This window comes from Halarchaeum nitratireducens, assembly GCF_014647155.1.
Taxonomy (GTDB): Archaea; Halobacteriota; Halobacteria; order Halobacteriales; family Halobacteriaceae; genus Halarchaeum; species Halarchaeum nitratireducens.
In genome coordinates, this window is sequence record NZ_BMOQ01000004.1 from 111,116 (window position 1) to 136,943 (window position 25,828).

At 70.7% G+C, this 25,828-nt stretch carries 23 protein-coding genes, 2 tRNA genes and 1 pseudogene; 12 read left to right on the top strand and 14 right to left on the bottom strand.

Annotated elements, in window-relative coordinates; all coding sequences use genetic code 11:
• Window positions 1–19 precede the first annotated feature (19 nt).
• Window positions 20–1,052, top strand: a pseudogene (locus IEX91_RS07480) (MsnO8 family LLM class oxidoreductase).
• Between the two features lie 267 nt (window positions 1,053–1,319).
• Here IEX91_RS07480 and IEX91_RS07485 read toward each other — a convergent pair.
• The 5 genes from IEX91_RS07485 to IEX91_RS07505 form a co-directional block, all read right to left on the bottom strand.
• On the bottom strand, window positions 1,320–3,146 hold the full coding sequence (locus IEX91_RS07485; protein ID WP_188878087.1) for an FAD-binding protein: 1,827 nt from the start codon (window positions 3,144–3,146) through the stop codon (window positions 1,320–1,322).
• A gap of 7 nt (window positions 3,147–3,153) precedes the next feature.
• Window positions 3,154–3,993 carry a succinate dehydrogenase/fumarate reductase iron-sulfur subunit gene (locus tag IEX91_RS07490; RefSeq protein WP_188878088.1) on the bottom strand — a complete coding sequence of 280 codons (840 nt, stop codon included), beginning with the start codon at window positions 3,991–3,993 and terminating at the stop codon, window positions 3,154–3,156.
• 2 nt (window positions 3,994–3,995) lie between these two features.
• On the bottom strand, window positions 3,996–4,364 hold the full coding sequence (locus IEX91_RS07495; protein ID WP_188878089.1) for a succinate dehydrogenase hydrophobic membrane anchor subunit: 369 nt from the start codon (window positions 4,362–4,364) through the stop codon (window positions 3,996–3,998).
• Between the two features lie 2 nt (window positions 4,365–4,366).
• Window positions 4,367–4,762: a succinate dehydrogenase, cytochrome b556 subunit gene (gene sdhC, locus IEX91_RS07500; RefSeq protein WP_188878090.1), complete on the bottom strand. Its 396-nt coding sequence runs from the start codon at window positions 4,760–4,762 to the stop codon at window positions 4,367–4,369.
• Between the two features lie 99 nt (window positions 4,763–4,861).
• Window positions 4,862–5,887, bottom strand: a complete 1,026-nt coding sequence (locus IEX91_RS07505; protein WP_188878091.1) for a succinylglutamate desuccinylase/aspartoacylase family protein — start codon at window positions 5,885–5,887, stop codon at window positions 4,862–4,864.
• 154 nt (window positions 5,888–6,041) lie between these two features.
• Here IEX91_RS07505 and IEX91_RS07510 point away from each other — a divergent pair, with 154 nt between their 5' ends.
• Complete coding sequence (locus IEX91_RS07510; protein WP_188878092.1) at window positions 6,042–7,394, top strand: RimK family alpha-L-glutamate ligase; 1,353 nt, start codon at window positions 6,042–6,044, stop codon at window positions 7,392–7,394.
• Between the two features lie 26 nt (window positions 7,395–7,420).
• On the opposite strand, the gene IEX91_RS07515 is transcribed toward IEX91_RS07510, so the two are convergent.
• On the bottom strand, window positions 7,421–7,927 hold the full coding sequence (locus tag IEX91_RS07515) for a universal stress protein (protein WP_188878093.1): 507 nt from the start codon (window positions 7,925–7,927) through the stop codon (window positions 7,421–7,423).
• 82 nt (window positions 7,928–8,009) lie between these two features.
• Window positions 8,010–8,585 (bottom strand): DNA-3-methyladenine glycosylase family protein, encoded by a 576-nt coding sequence (locus IEX91_RS07520; RefSeq protein WP_188878094.1) that lies wholly within the window; start codon window positions 8,583–8,585, stop codon window positions 8,010–8,012.
• Window positions 8,586–8,667: 82 nt separating this feature from the next.
• On the opposite strand from IEX91_RS07520, the gene IEX91_RS07525 reads away from it, so the two are divergent.
• Window positions 8,668–10,638 carry a 3-hydroxyacyl-CoA dehydrogenase/enoyl-CoA hydratase family protein gene (locus tag IEX91_RS07525; RefSeq protein ID WP_188878096.1) on the top strand — a complete coding sequence of 657 codons (1,971 nt, stop codon included), beginning with the start codon at window positions 8,668–8,670 and terminating at the stop codon, window positions 10,636–10,638.
• Between the two features lie 9 nt (window positions 10,639–10,647).
• On the opposite strand, the gene IEX91_RS07530 is transcribed toward IEX91_RS07525, so the two are convergent.
• Complete coding sequence (locus tag IEX91_RS07530; RefSeq protein WP_188878098.1) at window positions 10,648–11,832, bottom strand: MFS transporter; 1,185 nt, start codon at window positions 11,830–11,832, stop codon at window positions 10,648–10,650.
• A 145-nt stretch (window positions 11,833–11,977) separates the two neighbouring features.
• Here IEX91_RS07530 and IEX91_RS07535 point away from each other — a divergent pair, with 145 nt between their 5' ends.
• The 4 genes from IEX91_RS07535 (at window position 11,978) to IEX91_RS07550 (ending at window position 13,572) form a co-directional block, all read left to right on the top strand.
• Complete coding sequence (locus IEX91_RS07535; RefSeq protein WP_188878099.1) at window positions 11,978–12,397, top strand: HNH endonuclease; 420 nt, start codon at window positions 11,978–11,980, stop codon at window positions 12,395–12,397.
• Between the two features lie 50 nt (window positions 12,398–12,447).
• A tRNA-Glu gene (locus IEX91_RS07540) sits at window positions 12,448–12,570 on the top strand.
• 98 nt (window positions 12,571–12,668) lie between these two features.
• Complete coding sequence (locus IEX91_RS07545) at window positions 12,669–13,058, top strand: DUF5820 family protein (RefSeq protein ID WP_188878101.1); 390 nt, start codon at window positions 12,669–12,671, stop codon at window positions 13,056–13,058.
• 67 nt (window positions 13,059–13,125) lie between these two features.
• The gene (locus IEX91_RS07550; protein ID WP_188878102.1) at window positions 13,126–13,572 is read left to right on the top strand and encodes a UPF0179 family protein; all 447 of its coding nucleotides are present in this window, start codon (window positions 13,126–13,128) and stop codon (window positions 13,570–13,572) included.
• Here the strand turns inward: IEX91_RS07550 and IEX91_RS07555 are convergent.
• The gene (locus IEX91_RS07555; RefSeq protein WP_188878104.1) at window positions 13,512–14,351 is read right to left on the bottom strand and encodes a M14 family metallopeptidase; all 840 of its coding nucleotides are present in this window, start codon (window positions 14,349–14,351) and stop codon (window positions 13,512–13,514) included. The genes IEX91_RS07550 and IEX91_RS07555 overlap by 61 nt on opposite strands.
• A 97-nt stretch (window positions 14,352–14,448) precedes the next feature.
• Here IEX91_RS07555 and IEX91_RS07560 point away from each other — a divergent pair, with 97 nt between their 5' ends.
• The 4 genes from IEX91_RS07560 (at window position 14,449) to IEX91_RS07575 (ending at window position 17,496) form a co-directional block, all read left to right on the top strand.
• Window positions 14,449–14,943: a DUF309 domain-containing protein gene (locus IEX91_RS07560; protein WP_188878105.1), complete on the top strand. Its 495-nt coding sequence runs from the start codon at window positions 14,449–14,451 to the stop codon at window positions 14,941–14,943.
• 112 nt (window positions 14,944–15,055) lie between these two features.
• Window positions 15,056–15,140, top strand: a tRNA-Leu gene (locus IEX91_RS07565).
• 381 nt (window positions 15,141–15,521) lie between these two features.
• On the top strand, window positions 15,522–16,307 hold the full coding sequence (locus tag IEX91_RS07570; RefSeq protein ID WP_188878106.1) for an inositol monophosphatase family protein: 786 nt from the start codon (window positions 15,522–15,524) through the stop codon (window positions 16,305–16,307).
• A 73-nt stretch (window positions 16,308–16,380) separates the two neighbouring features.
• Window positions 16,381–17,496 (top strand): DUF63 family protein, encoded by a 1,116-nt coding sequence (locus IEX91_RS07575; RefSeq protein ID WP_188878107.1) that lies wholly within the window; start codon window positions 16,381–16,383, stop codon window positions 17,494–17,496.
• A gap of 50 nt (window positions 17,497–17,546) precedes the next feature.
• On the opposite strand, the gene IEX91_RS07580 is transcribed toward IEX91_RS07575, so the two are convergent.
• From IEX91_RS07580 to IEX91_RS07590, 3 genes are all read right to left on the bottom strand, one after another.
• Entirely contained in the window at window positions 17,547–19,265 is a 1,719-nt protein-coding gene (locus tag IEX91_RS07580) for a YcaO-like family protein (protein WP_188878109.1), read from the bottom strand.
• A 99-nt stretch (window positions 19,266–19,364) separates the two neighbouring features.
• The gene (gene tbsP, locus IEX91_RS07585; protein WP_188878110.1) at window positions 19,365–20,183 is read right to left on the bottom strand and encodes a transcriptional regulator TbsP; all 819 of its coding nucleotides are present in this window, start codon (window positions 20,181–20,183) and stop codon (window positions 19,365–19,367) included.
• Between the two features lie 153 nt (window positions 20,184–20,336).
• Window positions 20,337–22,361 (bottom strand): hypothetical protein, encoded by a 2,025-nt coding sequence (locus IEX91_RS07590; RefSeq protein ID WP_188878111.1) that lies wholly within the window; start codon window positions 22,359–22,361, stop codon window positions 20,337–20,339.
• A gap of 129 nt (window positions 22,362–22,490) precedes the next feature.
• On the opposite strand from IEX91_RS07590, the gene glyA reads away from it, so the two are divergent.
• The gene (gene glyA / locus IEX91_RS07595; RefSeq protein WP_188878112.1) at window positions 22,491–23,738 is read left to right on the top strand and encodes a serine hydroxymethyltransferase; all 1,248 of its coding nucleotides are present in this window, start codon (window positions 22,491–22,493) and stop codon (window positions 23,736–23,738) included.
• Window positions 23,739–23,789: 51 nt separating this feature from the next.
• On the opposite strand, the gene IEX91_RS07600 is transcribed toward glyA, so the two are convergent.
• Window positions 23,790–24,899, bottom strand: a complete 1,110-nt coding sequence (locus IEX91_RS07600) for a glutamate-cysteine ligase family protein (RefSeq protein WP_188878113.1) — start codon at window positions 24,897–24,899, stop codon at window positions 23,790–23,792.
• A 153-nt stretch (window positions 24,900–25,052) separates the two neighbouring features.
• On the bottom strand, window positions 25,053–25,772 hold the full coding sequence (locus IEX91_RS07605) for a DUF7117 family protein (RefSeq protein WP_188878115.1): 720 nt from the start codon (window positions 25,770–25,772) through the stop codon (window positions 25,053–25,055).
• Window positions 25,773–25,828: the final 56 nt, after the last annotated feature.

A 25,828-nucleotide genomic window follows, 5' to 3' on the forward strand; every position in this document is an offset into this window, starting at 1 on the left:
GCGGTCCCCGAACGACGGCATGGAGCTCTCCATCGTCGACCTCTCGCCCGTCCCCGACGGGGGCACGGCGACGGACGCGTACGCCAACACCGTCGAGACGGCCCGGCAGGCCGAGCGTCTCGGCTACGAGCGCGTCTGGACGGCCGAACATCACGGCATGGCCGACCGGCTCGCCGGCACGACACCCGAAGTCCTGCTGGGTCGCCTCGCGGGCGCGACCGAGGAGATCCGCCTCGGTACCGGCGCGATGTTGCTCAACCACTACAGCCCGCTCAAGGCCGCGGAGACCTTCGGCGCGCTCGACGCGCTCGCCCCCGGGCGGATCGACGCCGGGCTCGGGCGCGCGAGCAACTCCCCCGCGGTCGATCGCGCGCTCGGGACGAAGCGCCGCGTGCAGAACCCCGACGAGGATCACCGCGAGAAGATCGAAGCCGTCGTGAGCCACCTCTACGACGGCTATCCCTCCGGCCACCCGTACGCGGACATCGAGCTCCCGCGTTCCGACGCCGCCGCGCCCGTCCCGTGGGTGCTCGGTTCCGATCCGTCGAGCGCCGCCATCGCGGGCGAGATCGGCCTGCGCTACTGCTTCGCGGCGTTCATCCGTCCCGCGAACGCCGTTCGCCTCCTTCGAGACGTACCGCGAGCACTTCGATGCCGGCGCGCTCCCGGGCGGCCCCGACGAGCCCGAGGGGATGGTCGCCGTGAACGCCGTCGCCGGTGAGACGGACGAGGCGGCCGCACGGCGCCGCGCGGTCGCGGAAGCCTCCTTCCAGCGCCTCGCCCGCGGCGAGGCCGGGACGACGCCCGACGTCGAGGAGGCCATCGACGAGCTCGGCGGCGTTCCCGAGCCGACGCCCGAGACCCTCGACCCCGACGAGTGGCCCCGCGCGATCTCCGGGAGCCCCGACACGCTCGCGGGCCTCCTCGACCAGCTCGCGGATCGCGTCGGCGTCGAGGAAGTGATGATCCAGCACGTCGTTCCCGACCACGAGACGGCGCTCGACTCCCACGCGCGCATCGCGGCCGGCGTCGGTCTCGACGGTCGAGCGTAGGCGGCGCTGGGGAGCAGATCCTGCGAAAAGGCGGCGAGAGACCGAAGCTCAACCGTCCGCGACCCGAGTGGTTCGATAGAACCCGGCGTGAGGCGAGAACCGCGTTCTCGCTGAGTCACGCAAGGCCCGCACGGGCCGAGAGTGACGGTCGCGGTTCAGCACGCGAGCGAAGCGAGCGTGGACCGACGAACCCCCCGTAGGGGGTGAGGACGGTTTCCGTGGAGGTTTTACCAGCGCGGCCGGAGGCCGCGCACGGTAAGAGGTCCATTAGTAGTGGCGTTCCTTCGGCTCGTAGGTCTGGTTCTCGCCCTCGAGGAGCGCGGGGCGGTACCAGAGTTCCGGCGTGCCGTCGTTCCACGAGATCATCGTGTGCTTGAGCCACTCGTCGTCGCGGCGTTCCTGGTGTTCCTTGCGCCAGTGCGCACCGCGGAACTCCTCGCGGGCGAGCGCGCCCATGGCGATCGTCTCCGCGGCGTCGATGACGTTCCGCGTCTCGATGGTGTGCTGGAGGTCGGTGTTGAACGTCCGGGACGTGTCGGCGACGTAGACGTCCTGGTACTCCTCGCGGGCCTCACGGATGGTTTCGAGGGCGTCCTCGATGGCGCTCTCCTCCCGGAAGACGTTGACGTTGGCGGTCATGCTCTTCTGGATCTTCGAGCGGACCTCCGCGTGGTTGACGCCCTCCTCCTTCTCCAGGAGACGCTCGATGCGCTCGGTCTCGGCTTCGCGAGCGGTCTCGACGATCTCCTCGGGGGAGTCGCCGGAGACGGCGGCAGACGAGGCGGCGAGCGCGCCGGGTTCGACGGGGAAGTCGACGTCGCTCTCTTCGATCCCCTCGGCGTCGGCCGTCTTGCCGACCGGAATCTCGGGTTCGCCGAGGTCCTCGCCGGCGGCGTGTTTGCCGGCGCGCGCGCCGAACACGAGGAGCTCGGGCAGGGCGTTGCCGCCGAGGCGGTTGGAGCCGTGGACGGAGACGCAGGCGACCTCGCCGACGGCGTACAGGCCGTCGATGCAGGTCTGCCCGTGTTCGTTCGTCTCGACGCCACCCATCTCGTAGTGGTGACCGGGCTTGACGGGCATCGGGTTCTCGAGGCCGTCGACGCCCTCGAAGTCCTCGGCGAGGTGGAGGATGTTCTCCAGGCGGTCCATGATGCGCTCCTCGCCGAGGTGGCGCATGTCGAGGTGGACGTACTCGTCGTCGACGCCGCGACCCTCGTTGATCTCGGTGAGCTCGCCGCGGGAGACGACGTCGCGCGAGGCGAGCTCGCCGTCGTTGGTCGCGTAGCCGTACTCGAACATGAGGCGTTCGCCCTCGGAGTTGTAGAGGATACCGCCCTCCCCGCGCGTCCCCTCGGAGATGAGGACGCCGGTGGAGGGGAGCGTCGTCGGGTGGAACTGGACGAACTCCATGTCCTCGATGGGGACGCCGGCGCGATACGCCATGGCGATGCCGTCCGCCGTGTTAGCGACGGCGTTCGTCGTGTGGTCGAAGACCTGGCCGTCGCCACCGGTGGCGAGGATGGTGCCTTCGCGCCCGCGGAAGCCCGCGATCTCGCCCGTCTGGATGTCCCAGGCGACGCAGCCGTAACACTCCCGGTCGTTGGGGTCGTCCTCGTCGCTGACGGCGACGCGGGTGACGTACCACTCGTCGTAGACCGTGATGCCGCGCTTGACGACCTGCTCGTAGAGCGTGTGCAGGAGGTGGTGACCGGTCTCGGCGCCCGCGTACGTGGTACGCGGGAAGGAGAGCCCTCCGAAGGGGCGCTGGCTCATCCGGCCGTCCTCCTCGCGGGAGAAGGGCATCCCCCAGTTCTCCAGTTGGACGACGTTGTCGGGTGCGTCCTGCGCGAGCGTCTCCGCCGCGGGGGCGTCCGTGATGTAGTCGCCGCCCTTGACGGTGTCGTAGGCGTGCAGTTCCCAGTCGTCGCCCTCGCGGAGCGCCGCGTTGATGCCGCCCTCGGCGGCGCCCGTGTGCGAGCGGACCGGGTGGAGTTTCGTGACGATGGCCACGTCCGCGCCGGCTTCGTGTGCGCCGATGGCCGCGCGGAGTCCCGCGCCGCCGCCACCGACGACGATGACGTCGTGTTCGTACATAGCTATCTCACCAGAATTTGAGGTTCGACTTCACGGCTTCGCGTTTGAGCTCCTGAATGTGCTCGGTGAGCGGGATGTCCTTCGGACAGACCGTCGTACAGGAGAACTGGGTCTGACAGCGCCAGACGCCGTGCTCCTGTTCGATGATCTGCAGGCGCTCCTCTTGGCGCTCGTCGTCCTCGCGCTCGTCGAAGTAGAAGCGGTAGGCCTTGTTGATCGCCGCGGGGCCGAGGTACTGGTTGTCCCCGGCGGCGACGTTACAGGAGGACATGCAGGCGCCACACCAGATACAGCGCGTGCTCATCTTGATCTTCTCGCGGTTCTCCCGGGACTGGAGCTGCTCGCCGTCGGGCTCCTCGGTGGGACTGAAGTAGGGCTCGACGGCGTCCATCTGGTCGTAGAAGTGGTCCATGTCCACGACGAGGTCCTTGACGACCTCTCGGTGCGGGAGCGGTTCGACGCGGACGGTGTCCGAATCGTTGAGGTCCGCGACCTGGGTCTGACAGCCGAGGCGCTGCGATCCGTTGATGAACAGCGCGTCGCTCCCGCAGACGGCCTGCCGGCAGGAGTGCCGGAAGGTGAGACTGGAGTCGTAGGTGTCGCGGGCGTAGATCAGCGCGTCGAGGACGGTGATCCCGGGTTCGCGCGGGACGTGGAACGTGTCGAAGCGCGGCTCCTGCTTGTCGGCCACCTCGGGGTCGTAGCGGAAGACCTTGAGGGTGATCGCGTCGTCGCCGACGTCCGGCTTCGAGGACGCCTCGTCGCGCTCCGCGGCGCGTTCTTCCTTGCGAGCCATCCGTTCGGCCTGCGGGTCCGTCTCGTCGGTGTCCGGTGTCTGAGTACTCATTGTTATGCACTGGCCCCCATGAGAGTGAGAGCGATGCGGATTCCCTGCACGAAGACGAGGATGCCCGCGACGATGAGCACCCACTTCGCGACGCGCTTGGGCGTGCCGGTGACGCCCTGGTTGACGAGCGCGTTGTAGACGCCGTTGGTGCCGTGGAACGTCGCGGCCGCGAGGAACAGCACCATCGTGACGAAGTACGCGGGGACGCTGTAGCGCGCGGCGCTGCCGCCGAAGGTGATCTCCGGGGCGTGGTGGTAGAAGTGGAGGAGGAGGAAGTGGAACGCGAGCGTGACGACGAGGAACGCCGCGCTGATCCGCTGGAGGAACCAACGGGTGCTCCCGCTGCTGAAGGAGGAGTAGCGTTCCGCCATCGTTAGAGACCCTCCAGGAAGACGGGGACGCTCGCGACGACGATGATCCCGGTGAGGATCAGCGACGCGTAGAAGCTCTTTTCTTGCGTGTCGAGGTCCAACCCCACCCCGAGGTCGACGAAGAGGAGGCGGATCCCGTTGAGGATGTGGAAGACGGCGACCGCGAGGAGGCCGACCTCCAGCACCCGGACGACGGCTAGCTGTTCGAGGCCTTGGAGCGTGTTCGTGTAGGCCGCGCCGCCGCTCAGCGCGGAACTGAGCACGGCGATGTGGGTGAAGAGGTACCCGATGAGAACCCACCCGGTGAACTTGTGGAACACCCAGGCCCACATGCCGGCCGAGAACTCCCGCCACCGGCCGAAGTCCTCGACGAGGCCCCGATTGTGCGACTGACTCATACCATGAAAAGCTCCTGACCGGGCGCACATAGAAGTTTCTAACCCAGCACGATGGTACGGTGTGCCGAACGGGCTGTTTTCACGCCGCTTCCCGCCGTCTCAGGGGCGTTCGGGGAGCGTGCCCTCCCGGGCACGTTCGTACGCCCGGATTGTCGGTTCGTCGAGTTCGACGAGGTGACAGAGCGGATTGCCGGGGTAGACGACGGGGTTCTCCAGCACGCCGACGAGCAGGCCGTCGAAGGGCGCAGTGACGCGCACCGTCTCGGTCTTGAACGGGTTGGTGATGGTGCAGACGACGTCGCCCTCGCGGACGAGCTCGCCGCGGTCGTGGAGCATCTCGACGAGCCCGCCGGCGTCCGCGCGCAGCCACGTCTTCTGGTCGCGCGAGACGACCGTGCGCCACCCCGGCCAGCGGACCGGCTCGGCGGGGTGGCAGTCGTACTCGGCGAGGACGGACGCGACGCCGTCGAGCGCGCGGTCGATGAACCCCCGCTCGAAGCGGTGTGCCTGCCCCATCTCGACCGTGATCGTCGGCGTCCCGCCGTCGCAGGCCGCGCCGCGGAGCGATCCCGTGGGGCCCGCGCCGTCGATGATGACGTTCGAGCCGAAGGCGCGCGCGAGGCGGGCGATGTCGGGGTCGTCCATGTCCGCCCGGACGTGGAGCATGTTGGTCCGTCCGCGCGTCGACGTGTGGAAGTCGAGGCCGTAGTCGCAGGGTTCGATGAACTCCTCATAGAGACGGACGGCCATCCGGTCGGCGCTCGTCCCGGTTTCGCTCCCCGGGAACGAGCGATTGAGATCCCGGTCGTAGACGGGGAGGTAGCGCTGTTGGGCGATGAACCCCGGGACGTTGAGGACGGGGAGGCAGACGAGCGTGCCGTGGAGGTTCGCGTCCGGCCAGTCCTGCGCGACGGTCCGGACGACCTCGATCCCGTTGAGTTCGTCGCCGTGGATGGCGGCGGAGAGGAAGACGGTCGGGCCCGGCTCCGCGCCGTTGCGGATCGTCACCGGAAGCCGGACGGGGTCGCCGAGGTACGTCTCGCTGATGGCGTACCGGAGGTTCCGCGTCTCCCCGGGCTCGACCCGCCCCTCCGCGTACGTGAACGCGCCGTCGCCGTCTGCCATACTCGCCCTCGGGTCGGCGCGGGCATAAAGTGGTGGGCCACGCCGACGCGCGGCCGGTCGCCACCGGGGCGAGCGCCGACCGTCGTGTCTCGTCGCCACGCACTGCCGTCCGCACCGGCACCGTTTTGCCGGGCGCGAGGCGAACTACGGGACAATGACCGACGATCCCGTGACCGTCGGGGTGCTGAGCCTCCACACGAGCAGGGAGACGAAAGCGATCCTCAACGCCGTCGAGGCCCTCGGCCACCGCGGCGTCTGGCTCCGCGAGGAGAACCTCGGCGTCTCCATCGAGGACGGCGAGGCGACCCTCGAACCCGACGTCGACGTCGTGGCGAACCGCCTCCTCCTCTCGAACACCGAACAGCCCTGCGAGCTCCTCGGCATCGCCACCACCCTCGCGCGCCTCCGCCCGACGCTGAACGAGCCCCGGCACGTCCTGACGGCGTTCCACAAGTTCGCCACCGCCGCGGCGCTCTCGAACGCCGGCGTCCCCGTCCCCGACGCCTACCTCGCGCTCAACGCCGATCGGATGAACGACGCCCGCGACCGCTTCGGCGACGAGGCCGTCTACAAGACCGCGATCGGCACCCACGGCGGCGGCACGTGGAAGATCGGGCGCGACGAGGAGGTCAACCCCGTCGTCGGCGAGCGCTACGCCTTCCTCCAGGACCTCATCGAACGCGACTCGGACGCGCACGCCGACCTGCGGATCTACGTCGTGAACGGCGAGGTCGTCGCCGCAATGCGGCGCTACGCCCCGGAGAACGACTGGCGGACGAACGTCGCGCTCGGCGGGGCCGTCGAGGGCATCGACGACCTCCCCGAGGAGGTCCGCGACATCGCCGCCGAGTCCGCGGAGGTCGTCGGCCTCGATTACGCGGGCGTCGACGTCGTCGAGGGCGACGACGGCTGGTTCGTCCTCGAAGTCAACCCCACCGCGGGCTTCAAGGGGCTCTTCGAGGCGACGGGCGTCAGTCCCGCCCCGGACATCGCGCGCCTCGCCATCGAGGAGGCCGGCGGCGCGGTGGACGACGAGACCGTCGCGGCCCTGCGCTCGAACCTCGATACGTCGACGCCGCGCGGGATGCCCCGGCGGGCCGTCGAGGCGTCGGAGCCGGGTCGCGTCGTCGGATACACGGAGGAGGTCCTGGTATCGGGGACGAGCGGCACCGAGCGCATCGTCTCGAAATCCGACACGGGGGCGTCGCGGACCTCCATCGACACGAAGCTCGCGGCGAAGATCGGCGCGGGTCCGATCAAGTCGATGACGAGGGTGAAGTCGGGGAGCGTGAAGTCCGGGAAGTCACGCCCCGTCGTCGACATCGTCGTCGGCGTCGGCGGCGACCGACACACCGTCGCGGCCTCGCTCGAGGACCGCTCGCACATGGACTACCCGCTCCTCCTCGGCCGCGACATCCTCAAGCACTATCAGGTGGACGTCACGCGGCGCTTCGAGGACGAGGCGGCCATCGATCAGGACGAGGAAGAAGAGGAGTCGTCGGAGTGAGGCCGAGGCGGGCGCGGCGCGCCGCCTCACTCGGGGAGGTAGAAGTCCGACTTCGGGGGTCGGCGGTGGCCGCCGTCCCGGCGGGCGACGATACCGGGGCCGCGGTGGCGGACGATGACGACGTCGTAGGCGTCGTCGGCGGCGACGCCGCTCCCGACGCTGCTCAGCGACGTCACGATGAGTCCGGCGTTCTCGCTGCCGACGAAGACGAGCGCGGCGTCCTCGGCGTGTGCGATCCCGCGGATCCGGTTCGCGATCGTCCCCGACGGCGCGTACCGGTCGACGACGACGTGGCGGAAGTCCGCGCTCGGGCACGTGTCGGTGAGTCGCGTGTGGAGCCGGGAGACGACGCGATCGAGGTCGAACTCCTCGTTCGGCTCTAGCCAGCCGCGCTCGCGGGCGTACTCCGCGTTTCCCGTCGGGATCACGCTCACGGCGAGCACGTCCTCGTCGAACGCGTCGCCGGCCTCCGCCGCGCGGGCGAGCGCCGCCTCCGCGAGCGGCAACCCGTCGAGGGGCACGAGAAAGGTCATGGCTCCACGTTCGCTCTCGGCGGTGAAAGCGACCGCGGTTCGTTCTCGACCCGCGAGAACGAGCGACGCGACTCGTCGGTCGCTACTGCGCCGTCCAGACGTAGCGCGTCGCGTAGCTCCGATACGGTTTCCACCGCTCGGCGTACTCGCGCATCTCGGCGCGCGTCTCGTGGCCGTAGAGGTTTCGCATGCCCTTGCGGACGCCGAGGTCGCCGACGGGGAAGACGTCCTCGCGGCCGAGGCCGAACAGCAGGAACATGTTCGCGGTCCAGTCGCCGACGCCGTAGACGTCGCCGAGTTCGGCCCGCACGTCGTCGTTCGAGTGGTCGGCGAAGTCCGCGCGGGCGATACCGTCGGGGTAGCGCTCGGCGAGCTCGTGGAGGGCGCGGGCTTTCGTGTCGCTGAGGCCGACGTCGCGGAGCGTCGCGTCGGCGGCCGCGCGGAGGCTGTCGGGGTCGGTGCCGACGCGCTCACGCAGGCGTTCGCGGACGGCGGCGGCGGATTCGAGCGAGACGGACTGGTTCGTCACGGCGACCACGAGGCGCTCGAAGGGGTCGTCGGCGCGCTCGGGTCCGAGGGCGCCGTGCTCCTCGTAGAGCGGGCGAAGCGCGTCGTCGGCGCGAACGACGGCGTACGGATCGTCGTCGAGATCGGCCATGGCGGCCGTTGGGGACGCACGCGGCTATGCGTGTCGGTCGGCGAGGCACAACGTTCAGGGTGGCGGCCGCGGTGGGTCGGACATGGACAGAGAGGAAGTCGAGACCGTCGCGGTGCTGGGTGCCGGCACCATGGGTCACGGCATCGCGGAGGTCGCGGCGCTCGCCGGCTTCGAGGTCGCGCTGCGGGACATCCGGGAGGAGTTCGTACGGGCCGGCTACGAGCGGATCGAGGCGAGCCTCGCTCGGCTCGCGGAGCGCGACGAACTCACGTCGGCGGAGGCCGATGCGGCGCTGGAGCGGATCGAGCCGGTCGTCGAACTGGAGGCGGCGGTGACGGACGCGGACGTCGTCGTCGAGACCGTCCCGGAGAAACGCGACGTGAAGCGAAACGTCTACCGCGAGGTCGATCAGTACCTCGACGAGGACGCGATTCTGACGACGAACACGTCCGCGCTCTCGATCACGGAGCTCTCCGAGGTGGTCGATCGACCCGAGTCGTTCTGCGGGATGCACTTCTTCAACCCACCCGTCCGGATGCAGCTCGTCGAGGTGACGCCGGGCGCGCACACCCACGACGAGACGGTCGAGACGGTGATGGGACTCGCCCGGGCGATGGGGAAGACGCCGATGCGGGTGGCCCGCGACGAGCCCGGGTTCGTCGTCAATCGGATCGTCGCCCCGCTGTTGAACGAGGCGGCGTGGCTCGTCCACGAGGGCGTGGCGAGCGCCGAGGAGGTGGACGCGACGGCGCGCTACGGGATCGGTCTGCCGAGCGGCGTCCTCCGGCTCGCGGACGACATCGGCCTCGACGTCCTGACCGACGTCCTCGGCTACCTCCACGAGCAGCTCGGCGCGGCCTACGAGCCCTGCCCGCTCCTCCTCGAACGCGCCGAGGCCGGCGACCTCGGCGAGAAGACCGGGGCCGGCTTCTACGAGTACGACGAGGACGGCCGCCCGGTGACGGATATCCCGTCGGACGCCGTCCGCGCAGACGTCGAGGACCGACTGCTCGCCGTGATGGCGAACGAGACGGCGAAGCTCGTCGAGGCCGACGTGGCCTCGCCCACGGAGATCGACGAAGCGCTGATGCTCGGCGCCGGGTTCCCGGAGGGACCGGGGAAGCTCGCCGACCGGGCGGGACTCACGTCGCTCTACGAGACGCTGGCCGGGGCGCGATCGGACGCGCCGCGCTACGAGCCGGCGGACGAGCTCGTCGAGCGCGCGGGTGCGGGCGAGACCTTCCACCACGAGATCTCGGACGCCGAGGGGGAGTCGTTCGGTGACCTCAGTCTCGAGATCACGGATCGGGTCGGACGCGTCACGCTCGATCGCCCCCACCGGGGGAACACGATCACGCGCGACCTCCTCGACGAGCTCGTCGAGGCCGTCGAGACCCTCGAAACCGACCCCGAGGTGCGCGCGATCCTGCTCACCGGCGCCGGCGAGGGGACGTTCAGCGTGGGTGCGGACATCCAGCGCATCGCGGGCGACGCGGACGCCATCGACGGCGTCGAGCTCGCCCGTCAGGGCCAGCGGGCGTTCGCCGCCCTTGAAGAGTCCGGCATGCCGGTGGTCGCCGGCATCGACGGCGACTGCTTCGGCGGCGGGATGGAACTCGCGGCGGCGGCGGACCTCCGCGTCGCCGGTCGCGGCGCGTCGTTCGGGCAGACCGAGCACGACTTCGGCCTCCTCCCGGGATGGGGCGGGACGCAGCGTCTCCCCGACCTGATCGGCGAGAGCCGGGCGACGGAGGTCATCCTCACCGCCGATCGCTACGACGCGGAGACGATGGCGCGCTACGGGTTCGTGAACGAACTCGTCGAGGCCGACGCGGTCGAGGCCGAGGCGCGCGAGTTGGCGCGCGACCTCGCGGCCGGTCCGCCGATCGCACAGCGGTACACGAAACGCGCGATCCGCGCGGGCCGGGAGAGCCGCACCGCCGGCCTCGAAGTCGAGGCCCACGCCTTCGGACAGCTGTTGAACACCGAGGACCTCGTCGAGGGCGTCGCCGCGTACCTCGGCGATCACGAGCCGACGTTCGACGGGACGTAGCGACGCCCGTCAGTCCGCGCCGGCGCCCCGTGGTGCGGAGACGGCCGCGCGGAGCGTGTCGCCGCTGACGAGGAGGCCGCCGACGGCGCTGACGACGACGAGCGCGCCGAGGAAGAACGGGAGCGCCGTCCCGTAGTTGCCCCCGAGGTAGCCGGAGATGATCGGTGCGAACGCCGCGCCCGACCAGCGAAGGCAGTTGTACGACGCGGAGGAGATCGAACGCGAGAAGGGCGAGACCTCGATGGCGAGCGTCGTGAGCACCGCGTTGGAGATGCCACAGAAGAGCCCGGAGACGACGACGAGCGCGAGGCGGGCGGTCGGGCCGGCGACGCCCATCGCCGCGAGGACGAGCGCGAACCCGGCGAGCGTTCCGGCGATGGTCGTCACCGCGCCGTAGCGCGGGACGAGGCGGCTCGAGACGGCGACGGAGCCGACGGCGAGCATCGCCCCCCACCCGAAGAAGACGAGTCCGAGGCCGACGGCTCCGATGTCGAGCGTCAGCGGGGTGTACGCGAGGACGACGAAGAACCCGAACGTGTAGAGGAGCCCCACGAGCGCGTTCCCGAACACGGCGGGGTGGCGAAGCGCACCGAGGACGTCACGGACGCTCTGATCGCGCTCCTCGGTCTCGGGTGACTCGACCATGAAGACCGTGATGAGCAGGCCGACGGCGGCCAGCGCGGCCGCGGCGAAGAACGGGTAACGCCACGAGAGCGACCCGAGGAACCCGCCGATGAGCGGTCCCGACGCGATCCCCATCCCGAGTGCCCCCTCGAAGAGCGTGATCGAGGACGCGGTGTCGCCCCGCGAGAGGCCGACGATGATCGCGAGGACGGTCGTCGTGAAGAGGGCGTTCCCGAGCCCCCAGCCGCCGCGGAGGAGCGCCAGCGCGTCGATCGACGGCGCGAGCCCGCAGAGCCCGGCGAAGACGACGACGAGCGAGACGCCGACCGTCATCGTCCGTTTGTCGCCCAGTCGAGTGGCGATCGGGCCGGAGAAGAGCATGGCGATCGCCATGACGAGGATGTAGCTCGTGAACAGCAGTTCGACCATCGTGTGCGAGGCGCCCATCGTCTCCGCGATCGTCGGTAACACGGGGTCGACGACGCCGATCCCGAGGAACACGACGTACGTCGCGAACGCCGCCGCCAACACGCCCGGGCGGAAGCGCTGTAGTGTCGAGAGGGGGGACATTACGTCCCACCGACGACCGCGGCGGATAAAGGAACCCCGGAACCGACCGGCGTTGCCGAGAACGGGGTGGTGGCGAGCGCCACGGGAGGGACTGGCGCAGTCGGTACGGGCGCGCGCCGGTGGACGCGGACGCGGGACGACTGGGGTGAGCGACGTGGACGAGGCGACCCGGGCGAAGATCAGCGAGGCGCTCGTGGGCCGTCCGAAGAGCGCGGAGACGCGACGGCGGATGAGTGGGGGGCGGGCCGGCGAGAAGAATCACCGATGGGAGGGCGGGTTCTCGGAGGGGTACGGAACGGGTTGGGGCATCGTGCGCCGGGATGCGTACGAACGTGACGAGGTCTGCCAGATCTGCGGCGAGGACGGGACGAGCGAGCGACTCGAAGTCCACCACATCGTTCCGGTTCGGCTCTTCGCGCACTCGAAGGACCACGAGAAGACGGACGCGCATCTCTTGGCGAACGTCGTACTCCTCTGCGTACCGTGCCACGTGGAGACGGAGCGTGGGGACCTACCGTGGTATGCGCCACCGGATGAACTGCCGGAGTCAATTGGTGAGATTTAAGTTGTCCGCGGAACTCGATACGAGTGAGTCGGGACGTGTCCCGACGGCACGCTCGGTTGGTGTAGTCCGGCCAATCATGTTGGCCTTTCGATAAAACCAGGCCAAATTCGGACGAAATAAAGTCTGGTTTTAGAAGACAGCCGACGACCAGGGTTCAAATCCCTGACCGAGCACTCCACTTCCTCACGCCGTCGCTCGACGAGCGACGGCGTTCGATCGATCGCCGACCCGTGACCGACAGGGCTACCCGGCGTCGCGCGTACCACCGCGCATGGCGTTCGAGGACCTCCCGGCGGACTGGGCGGTGTGGCACGACGACGGCGGACGGGCCGTGCTCGTTTTCCGCCCGGACGTCTTCGAGGGCGAGGCGTACGACCCCGGACGACTGCCGACGCTTTACGTCTCGACGCGCGCACCCGACGTGCCGATGCGTCGCGGGGGCGAGACGAGCGACGGCTGGTACGTCGCGTGTACGCTCGAACCCGAGGTGCACGTCCGCGAGCTGGAGTCGCGTCACGAGACGCGCGCGGCCGCGGTCGAGGCGGCGATCGCGGCCGCCCGACGGTTCGCGCGGGGCGAAGTGCGTTTCGACGGCGTGTACGCCACACAGCCGCCCGAGGCGTATCTCGACCGGCTCGCCGAGCTGACCGGAGCGGCGTGAGGGCGGAGACGCGACGAGGGGCGGACGCGACGGGAGGCTTAACCGGCCCCGGAGTCTCGATACATCCATGATCACGCTCCTCGGGACGGCGCTCGCGTCCGAGGGCACCGAGTTCGTCTATCGTGGCGAATCGGACGCCTGCGAGGGTTGCCCGTACCGCAAGCAGTGTCTCACGCTCTCCGACGGCGTCCGCTACGAGGTGACTGACGTCCGGGACGGCGGGCAGACGCTCGACTGTGCGGTCCACGACGGCGGCGTGCGCGCCGTCGAGGTCGAACCGACGTCGATCACGGCGCAGGTGCCCTCGAAGGGCGCGTACGCCGGATCGAAGGGGAAGCTCGCGGGGCCGTGCCCGCACGTCGACTGTCCCGGTCACGAGTACTGCGTGCCGAAGGGCGCCGAGATGGACGCGGAGTACAAGATCGACGAGATCCTCGGCGACCCGCCCCAGGACTACTGCGCGCTCGATCGGGAGCTGACGCTCGTCGAGTTCGCCCCCTCGGAGGACGACTGACCGATGTTCGGGGCGGGCTCGCCCTCGTATCCGAACTGTTTCTCGTAGCCGTACGGGGAGAGGAGGACGGGCCAGAACGTCTCGTCGGCGACGAGCGACTCGCCGTCCGCGGCCGCGAACGTCTCGCCCTCCTCGACCTGCTGGAAGTTCTCGACGAACACCTCGTACTCCTCCGCGGGCGGTTTCGGGATCCGCTCGCCCATCCGGAACGTCGGGATCTCGTGCGGCACGGTGTCGCCGGGGAGGACGCCCGAGACCGTGAGGAACTCTCGCGCGAGCGTGTAGGCGTTCTCGGCGGCCGTCTCCGTCCCTTGGAGGCCGGCCTCGACCTCGACGATGTCGGCGTTCGCGGCGAACAGCCGCCCGCCGCCGAACTCCTCGACGTCGACGAGGGCGGCGACGGAGAGGCGCGGGACGATCCGCTGGACGTGCTCTTGGCGGCCGTCGGAGACGGCGAACGGGTCCGCGTGACTCTGCGTCGAGTGGATCGAGAGCGCGGTCATCCCCTCGATCTCGTCGGCGAGCGCCTCGGCGAGTTGGCGCTCGTGGGCGTCCGGCGGGACGTCCTCGCCGAACGAGCGGTTCAGGTCGGCGTCGACGTAGCGGACGCCGCGCTCGAGGGCGCGCTCGTTGGCGACGACGAGCTTCACGGGTCGTTCGACGTCCGGGTCGTCGGCTTCGAGGCGCTCGATGGCGCGAACCCCGCAGGGCTCGTCGCCGTGGATCCCGCCGACGACGGCCACTTCGGGCGTGCCCTCGCCCAGTTGTTCGACTCGCATTGGGGGCGATAGGGGGCGCGTGCCCAAGTCGCCTTCGGCGGTCACCCCACCGATACGGCTTAGGACGCGCGAGCCGATAGCGCCACGTGAACGCGCCGTGGACGACCACACACGCGACGACGCCGTCGCGCCGCCGATCGGCGACTCGCCCGCCGGCTGGTCCCGCGAGCGCCGCCCGTCGAACGGCTGGGCGCACGGAACGCTACGCCGCGCGGTCGTCCACGGCGTTCGGCTGTACAACGCGGGCGACTACCACGCCGCCCACGACTGCTTCGAGGCCGAGTGGTACAACTACGGACGCGGCACCACGGAGAGCGCCTTCTGCCACGGGCTCGTACAGGTCGCCGCCGGCGCGTACAAACACGTCGACTTCGAGGACGATACGGGAATACGCTCGCTGTTCGGCACCGCGCGCCAGTACCTCGCGGGCGTGCCCCTCGACTACTACGGCGTGGACGTCCGCGACGTCCGCGAGACGCTCGACGCCGCGCGTGAGAATCCCGCGGTGATCGACGACTGGCGCATCGCGCTCGACGGCGAGCATCCCGTCGCGGACGAGCACGACCGCGCGTACGCCGAGCGCGTCGAGTGAGCAGAACACGTCGAGGTACCCCTCGATCACGTCGCGTTCGTCCTCGATCGACGACCGAGCCGCGTCCAAATCGGGGCGTTAATACCGTCCCGAACCCACCGATCGAGTGCGCGCGAGGGTAGCCAAGCTCGGCCAACGGCGACGGACTCAAGATCCGTTCCTGTAGAGGTTCGAGGGTTCGAATCCCTTCCCTCGCACGTCACGGTGCATCGTGCACCTATCGTGCGGAAGTCCGCAGGACGGACTTCCCTCGCACAACTTCCTCCCGCGACCACACTCGCACAGTGACGACTCGGCCAACGGCGACGGACCCGAGATCCGTTCCTGTAGAGGCTCGAGGGTTCGCGTCTCGCGCGAGACGCGAGCCAGTGAGTGGCGCGAGCGTGAGCGAGCGAAACGACCGTGGTTCGAATCCCTTCCCTCGCACGTCACGGTGCATCGTGCACCTATCGTGCGGAAGTCCGCAGGACGGACTTCCCTCGCACAACTTCCTCCTACACTCGTACCGGATAGTGGCGACTCGGCCAACGGCGACCACCGACCCGAACTCCTTTGCCGGCCGCGCGGGTGTCTCCGGTATGGACGATCAGACGGCCGTCGCGGAGGCGGCGGCGACGGCGGGCGCGGAGGTGGCCATCGGCGGTTTCCGGACGCAGATGGACGTCGAGACGAAGGGCGAAAAGACGGACGTGGTGACGGCGTTCGATCGGGACGCCCAGCGCGCGGTCATCGACGTGATCCGGGAGTCGGACGCGGCGGTGGCGATCGTCGGCGAGGAGGAGGACGAACTGAAGGCGATCCCGGAGTCGGGGCCGTGCTGGGTGATCGACCCGATCGACGGCACGAGCAACTTCGTCCGCGGAGTGCCGATCTGGGCGACGAGCGTCGCGGCGGTCGTGGACGGCGAGGCGGTCGCGGCGGCGAACGTCCTGCCGGCGCTCGACGACGTCTACGTGAGCGACGGGACCGAGACGACGCTGAACGGCGAGGCGGTGGCGGTGAGCGAGGCGACGGACCCGGAGGCGTTCACGGTCGCGCCGACGCTCCGCTGGTCGCGCTCGGCCGCGGATCGCCTCGGGGCGGTCTGCGCGGAGATCGTCTCGGAGTTCGGCGACCTCCGGCGCTTCGGGAGCGCACAGGTGACGCTGTCGATGGTCGCGGCGGGGCAGATCGAGGCCGCGGTGTCGGCCGTCGAGAGCCACCCCTGGGACACCGTCGCGGGCGTGGCGATGGTTCGTGCGGCCGGCGGGACGGTGACGGACGTCCACGGCGAGCGCTGGACGCCGGACGCGACGGGGCTCATCGCGTCGAACGCCACGGCGCACGACGCGCTCGTCGAGACGGCCCGAGCGGCGCTCGACTAGGGCGATCGTCGGCGCACCGGGCGCGTCGACAGCGACCGCAATCGGTAAGGGACACCTCGTCCGTGTACTCGCCATGAGGTTTCCCGAGACGGACGCGGAGCGGGCGTGGACGGCGGTCCTCGGCGTCGGCCTCGTCGCGCTCGTCGGGGGATCGGTGGTCTTCCCGGATCGCGTCTACGGCGGGTTCGTCTGGCACTACTTCTGGGGGCCGGTGTACGCTGACGCGCACAGCGCCGCGTGCACCGTCTGGGACGGCGGTGCGCGAACGCTGCTCTACGAGAACGCGCGGTGCGCGACGGCGTCGGGGATCGTCGCCGAACCCGGCTACACGCTCGTCTCCGAGGTCGGCTACGCGCTCACGCTCGTCTTCATGCTCACGGGCGTCGTCTTCCTCATCCGGCGTCTCGGCGTCGGCGAGGAGTACAGCTTCCTCTACGCCCTCTTCCCGTTCACCCTCTTCGGCGGCGCGCTTCGCGTCGTCGAGGACGCGAACGACACGGGCGCGTCGGCGCTACACTACCCGCTGAACGCGTTCCTGATCAGCCCCGTGATCTACTTCACCGTCTTCGCGCTGACGCTCGTCGCGCTCCTGCTCGCGGTGTGGCTCGCCCGCGCCGAGTACGCCGCGAGCTACGAGCGCCCGTTGTTCGCGTTCGGTGCGGGGTTCCTCGCGCTGACGCTCGCGTACCTCTGCGCGCTCGTCGTCGTCGACCCGGCCGTCTCCTTCCACCCGGTGTTCACGGTCCTGACGTACGCCATCGCGCTCGGCGTCACCGCCGCGGACTACTGGCTGCTCACGCGCTACGCGCCGGGCGCGCTCTCCGGGACGGGGGTCGCGGGCGCGGTCGTGATCTTCGGTCACGTGATCGACGGCGCGTCGAACGTCCTCGCGCTCGACTTCGGGCAGGAGCTCGGCTTGCCGTACGACCTCACGCCGAAGCACCCGGTCAATCAGTTCATCGTCGAGTTCACGCGCGGGACGCTTCCCGCCTCCGTGACGGAGACGATCGGCGCGGCGTGGCCGTTCCTCCTCGTGAAGATCGTCGCCGCGACGTTCGTCGTCTCGCTCTTCGATCGGCGGATGTACGAGGAGAACCCGCGCTACACGGTGTTGTTGCTCGTCGCCGTGCTCGCGGTCGGCCTCGGGCCCGGTACGCGGGACATGCTGCGAGCGACGTTCGGGGTGTAGGCGGAGTCGAGCGAAGCGAGTGCGCGCTTTCTCGAACGGCCCGGCCGTCGTCAGGGGAACGGGTGGTGTCGACGGTCGAGACGGGCCTCGAAGCCGAGCTCGGCGGGGACGTCGCGGGCGCGCGCCCCGAAGGCGGCCTCGTCGAAGAAGAGCGGCTGGGCGTCGGGAGCCAGCACGCGAACGGCGCGGAAGCCGACGTCGGCGACGTCGCGCGTCGTGAGATCCGTCGCGTAGGCGTCGAGCCCGGCGGCCGACGCGCGCTCGACGACGGCGTCGAGTTCGGCGGCCCCGTCGGGTACGGTGTCGGGGCCGACGTCGGCGAGCGGGACGGTCGCGTCGGCGTCGAGGAAGTCGCGCGCCGCACGGGGGAAGGCGGCGTAGTCACCGATCGCGCCCTGTTCGTCGGCGGCGCGCTCGCGGCCCATGTCGCGGAGTTCGATCCAGTTCTGGACCGCCTCGCAGAGCGCGCTCCGAGCGGCGCCGGCGGCGTCGAGGCTCGCGGCGCTTCCGAGCGCGAAGCGCGGCCACGCGTCCTCGCCGTGGACGGCGACGGCGATCACGGGCACGTCGACGTCCTGCGTGCAGAGGAGCGCGGTCACGTCGAGTCCCTCCGCGCCGGCGCGGCGCGCGAGCGTCGCGTACGCCTCGTCGTCGACGGCGAGTTCGAGCGGCTCGAACGTCGAGTACCACGCGAGCATCGTCGCGTCGCGCTCGATCGTCTCGTAGAGCCCGGAGCAGAGCGCTTCGACGGGGTCGTTCCCGAGGCCGAGGCCGGTCGTGAGCGCGGGGCGATGGGTCTCCGCGGGCGGCGGGAAGTGGACGTACTCGGCCGGGAGGAGCGCCTCGCTCCCGTCGACGAGGGAGACGCCGGGGACGAATCGGAGCGGGTCGTCGCGCGGGACGGCCGGCGCGTCGTCGGGCCGGACGAAGGCGTCGGGGGCGAGCGCGTCCGGGTGGGTCGGTTTGGCGACGTCGAAGTCGCTCTCGCGGTACGCGGCGGCGCAGTAGCGTTCGAGCCCTTCGCCGACGGCCTTCACGAACGCGGCGTCCCAGTCGAGGCCGACGCCGGCGGCGAGCCCGCGGCTCGCCGCGCCGCCGAGCGCGGCGGTGTCGCACGTCGTCGCCAGGTAGTACGGCGCGGGGTACGTCTCGCGCTCGCCGACCTCGGTGACGAGACCGACCCGATCGTCGACGGCGCGCTCGGCCTTCGACACGGCCGCGTCCAGCGGCGTCGCTCCGTGCTCGCGCCCGGGGTCGCCGTAGCGTTCGCCCGTCCCGCAGTCGCAAAAGGGCGCGGGCGCGAACGACCGCTCGGCGTGGGGGACCTCGACCACGGTCCCGGCGTGGACCGCGCCGTCGAGCAGGTCGAGCGCGCGCTTCCCGGCGAGCGCGCCGGCGTAACGGACGCTCGATCGGGCGACGCTCGGCTCCGCGGTCGTCTCCGGATCGCCCGCGGCCACCCGGCGCCGCAGACAGGTGAAACAGCCCGATTCGGGAGTGAACGCGGCGACGGCGGCGTCCACGTCCGGGACCGAGTGGCCGCCGACGCCGCCGATCTCGACGGCGAGCCACGGCGTTTCGCTCCGCCGCGCACGGGCGTTCGCGGCGGCGAAGCCGTCGCTCCCGGCGAGACCGACGACGACGGCGACGTCCGCGTCCGCGATCGCGTCCAACCCCGTTCCGGCGGCGTCGAGGTCGGCGTCGTCGAGCGCCGCGGTCGCGGCGTCGGCCGCCGCGCCGCTTCCGGCGACGGCGTAAGTGCGCGTCATGGTCCTTCGATGGGCGCGAGCGGAGGAAAAAACGGGCGGTTCGCGCGACGCCGCTGGCCGGGGCGGTCTGCCGGTGGCCGGCGGGTCAGCTGGCGCGGATCAGGCGAGAAGGGTCTGTGCGACGTCGGCGAGTTCGGTCGGCGTCGCGTCCTGGAGGCGGTCGTCGGCGAGCTTGAGGCGCAGTCGCGGGCGTCCCACGTCGATCGGGACCTTCTCGGTGTCGATGAGCCCGGCGTCTTCCAGGTCGGTCTTCGTCCGACTGAACGTCGCTTTCGAGGCGACGCCGACGTCCTCGCCCCACTTCGAGATGTCGTAGAGGAGGACGCGGTTCTTCGCGGCGACGAGGAGGCTGACCGTCACCTCGTCGAGGCCGCGGCCGTCACCGCGCGCGGTCTCCATCGCGTCGAGGACGCCGGTGAAGTCCGTCTCGACGCCGGGGTCGATCTCGTCCGCGAGCGTCTCCCGGACGCGGGAGATGGCGGGCGTTCGCAGGACGAACTCGTCGGCGGCGTCCCACTCGGCCTCGCGGGCGGTGCGGGCGGCCTCGACGAACGCCTCGTCCTCGGTGGCGAGGCCGGCCATCCGATCGCCGGCCTCGACGAGCGCGACGACGCGGTCGTCGGTGACGAGGATCGAGGAGCGCGAGAGGTCGTCGCTCGTGCGCAACGAGAGGGCGCCGCGCTCAACGAGATCGGCGGTGCGGCTCGCGACGAGGAAGTCGTCCATCACCTCCTTCAGCAGTCGGTCGTCGGCCAGCAGACACGTCTCCGGGAGCGGTCCCTCGACGGCCGTCGCGGCGTCGACGAAGCGCTCGATGGTCGCCCGCGAGGGGTTGACCATCAAGAGTCGATCGGGACCGGCGTCGAAGAGGGCCCCCACGATCTCCTCGACGGTCGTCCCGAGTGGGTTCGCTGTCATACCTACGTCGGACTACGGCGCACCCGCATATATGATTTTATCACGAAACGGCTGAATGAATCCCGTTCGTCGCCCGTACCGATCGAACGGTGTTCGACCGTCGAGGCCGTCCCCAGCCCCGTCGGTGTCCCGCTCTCGCGGTCGCACAGCGCCTCAGAGGTCCTCGCGGACCTCGTCGGACCACCGGAGCTCGCCGTCGTAGATCGTCGGGGCGTCGAGTCCGTCGAGGAAGGACCGGGCGTCCGCACGCGAGAGGGTCACGCTCGCCTCGTTCCCGCGGAGACGCCGCTCGACGCCGGCCGGGGTCGGGAGTCGGTACGTGGTGCCGTGCGCCCGGGGCGCTCCCACGTCGTACGTGATCGTGACGCGCTCGCCGTCGGCGTCGGCGGCCTCGACGTCGAGCGCCGCTGGCGGATCGCGCTCGCCGCCGGCGACGACGTGCGTCCCGTCGCCGACGACGGCGTACTCCTTGCCCATGGCGATGCGGCGGCGCGCGAGGCGGAGCGCGCGCTCGATGCCGAACCCCGCGACGAGCAGGCGCGCGAACGCCGTCCCGACGCGCGCCGCCTGTTCGTCGAGCACCTTCCGGAACGTCACCGCGCCGGCGACGCTCCCGCGTTCGACGAGCGCGAGCCCCTCGTGGTAGGAGCCACAGGCGTTCAGGAAGAACGTCCGGGCGTTCGACGCGTCGAGCTCCGCGGTCGCGAGCGCCCCGTCCGCGCAGCGGAGCCCCTCGGTCTCGCAGTGACCGATGTAGTGGACGAAATCGTGGTCGCGCTCGAAGACGGCGGCGAGCTCCGCGCGCGTCAGCTCCTCCCGGAGCGTCACGTCCATCGGGACGTCGGCGGCGCGCTCGCGGTAGATCTCGGCGACGCGGGCGTGCTCGCTCGCCATAGCCGCGTCGTTCAACACGACCGCGACGGAGAGCCGATCGCCGTCGGCCGACGCCGAGCGGTCGTTCGCGTACGCCGCCGGCGTCGTCTTGAACGCGTCGACGGGCGTTCCCTCGGCCAGCCAGCCGTGCGCGCGCCCGTCGCGGAGTCGGGGCTCGACGACGTCGACGGTCGCCGTTCCCGCCGTCTCCGATCGGTAGAACGCGTCGAGGGAGCGCCGCAGCAGCTCGCCGCCGTCGATCTCCGTGCTCTCCGGCGGGTGGACGTGGGCGAGGCGATCGAGGATGGCGGGGAGCGCGCGGGCGTTCTCGACGGTCGGATCGACGTACATCGAGAGGGGCCACTCCGGGAGGTCGTCGCGGATCTCGTCGTACGCGACGTCGAGGTACGCCCGGAGGCGCGCGTCGATCGGGCGTTCGGCGGTCTCGGCCGCGCCGATCCCGAGCCGATCGAGGAGTGCGGTCTCGGACGTCCGGCGACCCGCGGCCGCGAGGCGGACGAGGCAGTCGAGCCAGAACGTCCGTTCGAGGAGCGACGCGGCGTCCCTCGCCGGGTCGGTGAGCTCGCGCCGGACGTCGACGCCCGGCGCGCGGACGTGGGGCACGGCGTCGGCCTCGAGGCGGACGGACGCGGAGAGGTAGTACGAGAGCGGCGCGACGGCGAACAGCGTCCCGAGGTCGGGCGGGGCGACGAGTTCGACGCCGGTGTCCGGGGCGTCGGCGGCGACGCGCGTCGCGTCCCGCGTCGCGTCGAAGTCGAGCGCGGGCGGGCGAGCGCGCATCGCGGGCGCGGAGCGCGCGGCCGTCGTCGTGGCGTGCGCGGCCCCGAAGGACTCGATCGCGGCCGCGACCCCCGCCGGCGTCGGCGGGACGGTGATCGTCGGCTCGGGACGCGTCTCGACGCGGAATCCGAGGGTGAGGTCGCGCGCGTCCGGGAACGCGAGCGCGAGGCCGGGGTCGCGACCGCGGTGAGCGACGGTGGCGGGCCCGTCGAACCGCAGGAACGTGGTGACGGTCGCGTCGGCCGTGAGGAGATACGACCCGTCGCCCAGCGTCGACTCGCCGGCGTCGAGCCCGACCCGATCCCCGGTGGCGGTCTCGACGAGCGTGACCGGCGTCGCGGGGAGGGCGAGGCTGCTCGCGGTTCCGGCCGTCGTGGCGTCGACGCAATGGGGGAGCTCGCGGGCGTCCCCGCCGGGACGCCAGTCCGGCGCGCGGACGGCGATGCCCCGGTTCGCGTCGTCGGCCACACGGAAGCCGTCACCCGTCGACTCGTACGCTAGCACGTTGTCGTGGGTACCGACAGCGTCCGGATAGATCTATCGAGAGTGGTTGGGAATGTAACACCTATGTCGCGTCGTCCGCCTCCGGCGAAGTCGGGTAGTTTAAGCCTGCCGCGCGGGCTGTTCTCGAATATGAGTTACGACCGAGTCCGGGCGGTCGACGAGGAGGTCGGCGATGCGCTCGCGGGTGAGCGTCAGCGGCAGCGCGATACGCTGGCGATGATCGCGAGCGAGAATCACGTCAGCGAAGCCGTCCTCGCCGCACAGGGGAGCGAGCTCACGAACAAGTACGCCGAAGGGTACCCCGGCGAGCGCTACTACGGCGGGTGCGAGTACGCCGACGACATCGAGCGGCTCGCCATCGAGCGCGCGAAGGAGCTCTGGGGGGCCGAACACGTCAACGTCCAGCCCCACTCGGGGTCGTCGTCGAACATGGCCGTCTACCTCGCCGTCCTCGAACCCGGGGACAAGATCCTCTCCCTCGATCTGACGCACGGCGGGCACCTCTCGCACGGGCACGACGCCAACTTCGCGGGGCAGCTCTACGACGTCACCCACTACGAGGTCGGCGCCGAGACCGGGCGCCTCGACTACGACTCGCTCGCGCGAAAGGCCGAGGAGACCGAACCCGACATCATCGTCTCCGGCTTCTCCGCCTACCCCCGACAGGTCGACTGGGAGGCGATCCAGGAGGCCGCGGACGCCGTCGGCGCCTACCACATGGCCGACATCGCGCACATCACGGGGCTCGTCGCCGCCGGCGAACACCCGAGTCCGGTCGGCGTCGCGGACTTCGTCACCGGCAGTACGCACAAGACGATCCGCGCGGGTCGCGGCGGCCTCATCATGTGCGACGAGGAGCACGCGGACGCCATCGACACCGCGGTCTTCCCCGGGTTGCAGGGCGGCCCCCTCATGCACAACGTCGCCGGGAAGGCCGTCGGCTTCGCGGAGGCCCTCGAACCCGAGTACAAGGAGTACGCGGCGCAGGTCGTGAAGAACGCCGAAGTGCTCGGCGAGACGCTCATGGAGAACGGCTTCTCGCTCGTCTCCGGCGGTACTGACACCCACCTCGTCCTCGCGGACCTCCGCGACTCCCACCCGGACACGACGGGGAGCGAGGCCGAGGCGGCTCTCGCCGAGGTCGGGATCGTCCTGAACGGGAACACGGTCCCCGGCGAGACGCGCTCCGCGTTCAACCCCTCGGGCATCCGCGCCGGCACGCCCGCGCTCACCACGCGCGGCTTCGAGGAGGCGGAGATGCGCCGGGTCGGTGACCTCATCACGCGCGTCGTCGACAACATCGGCGACGAGGAGGTCTACGCGGACGTCGCCGCCGAGGTCCAGGAGCTCTGCGACGCGCACCCGATCTACGAGTAGGACGCGACCCGGTCCCGGGTCCCGCCCGGAGCCGGGGCGCCGTCGACGCGCTCAGTCGTCGCCGAGCGCGACCTCGCGTCGGACCTCGTCGGCGAGACGCGCCGCGTGTTCGAGGCGGAGGTCCCGTGCGTCGGCGCGGGAGACGGGCCCGCGATCGTCCATCTCGTGCGTCGTCGGTTCGTAGGCCTCGACGTCGAATCCCATTCGTTCGAGGTACGACGTGACCGCGGTGGAGTCGAGGCCGTCCTCGATGGCGGCGTCGACGTAGCCGAGCACGACGTCGAACTCGGGGAGGACGATCTCCTCGCCCCCGACACGCCCGGCGTCGCCCTCGATGCTGACCTCGACGTCGCGGACGCGCTCGGTGACCGCCGCGAGCCGATCGGCGAGTCGGACGACGTCGTCGAGGCGCGTGGCGTCCGGCGAGCGCCACTCGACGGTCCCGAACTCCGAGCGTAACTGCACGGGCGTCCAGACGACGCTCTCCGGATCGAAACAGCGTTCGACGACGCGCCGGTCGACCCCGGCGTCGGCGGCGGCGTGGACGAAGTCCTCGTACCGGCGTTCGAGGCGGCGGCGCCACTCGGCGCGGTCCTCGACGTACGGCCAGAGCCACCCCTGATGGGGGACGTCAGCGTACGCGAGACGCCGGTAGAGCTTCGAGCGCGCGCCGGCGGCGAGTCGCTGGCCGCGGAAATACGGTGCGGAGTTACAGAGCGCGAGCGCCGGATCGAGGGCGACGAACGTGTTCAACTGTTCGATCGTGCGTTCCGGGAGCTGCTCGACGTGGACGTGCGTCCCCGCGCAGTGCCGGACGTACTCGAAATCGTCGCCGACGACGAGGTTCTGAACGCGCGTTCGCTCGCCCGCGTGTTCGGCGATCTCCTCCTGATGGATCGGCGTCGCGAGCGGAACGAGGCGTTTTCCACGCTCCTCGCCGCGGCGGACGACGCGGCCGACGCGGTCGTAGAGCTCCTCGCGGAGGTCGGCGGTCGTCGCGTGCGGCGTCGTCTTGACTTCGAGCAGCGGTTCGACGAACTCGCGCTCGACGCCCGGCGCGGCGTCGACGAGGTCGTCGGGCTCGACGAGCCGACCGTCGTCGTCGACGACCCAGTACTCGACTTCGATGCTCCGTCGGATCGGTTCGTTGGCTGTTGACACGGTCGTTCGGGTGGCGTCACGGGTGGCCGTTCGAGCGATTCTGGGTGTGGTGTGTCACCGTACCACAATTTCGGTTTATCGCTCGGGTACAAGAATCTTTTCCGAACTTAGACGATCGAACGTCCACTCGATCGGGCGATAGATATCCGATCGTCACTCGGACAGGTGGTCGATGGCCTCGCGTGCCGCTTCTTCGTCGGCCTCGTCACCGTCGCGGGCGTATCTGCCGGTCGCGCGTGCGGCGGTGACGAGGCGGTCGGCCGTGGCGGGCGGGACGTCGCCGTCGAGGGCGTGGATCCGCCGGACGTGGTCGTCGAGCGACGCGAGGAGGTCGTTCGCCGCCGGGCGCTCGGGGCCGGCGTCGAGGAACCGCCGGATGTCGGCGCGGTAGTCGTCGACGGCGTCCGCGTAGCCGTTCCCCCGCGCGGCCCGCATCGAGTCGGGGACGTCGCTCGCGTCCGGGCGCCCGCCCGTCGGCGCGCCGCGGAGGAGCGAGACGAAGTAGTACGCCTCCGCCTCCGAGTGGTCGAACGCGCGCGCGAACGCCGCGGCGACGTAGCGCAGTTCCCACGCCGCCAGGACGGTGTCGTCGAGGTCGCCGAGGTCGCCGGCCCGGATGAAGCCCCGCTCGTGGGTGTAGTCGCGGACGATATCGCGCGCCTCGCGCGCGGCCGCCCGATAGTCGTCGCGTCCCGCGGCGGCGATCGCGTCGTCGAGGACGAGCGTCGTCACTCCGTCCGTGTGCTCGCGGCGCTCGTCTTCGGTCGCGACGCTGCGGAGGTTCCCGCACGACGGACAGCGGACGGTTCCGGTCTCGTAGTACGACCACTGCGTCCCGCAGGCCGTACACTCGCGCTCCCCTCGGATCTCCATACGCGCACGTGGGCCGGCGCGCCGAAAAGGGTGTCCCGTCGCGCCGGCGAACGGTT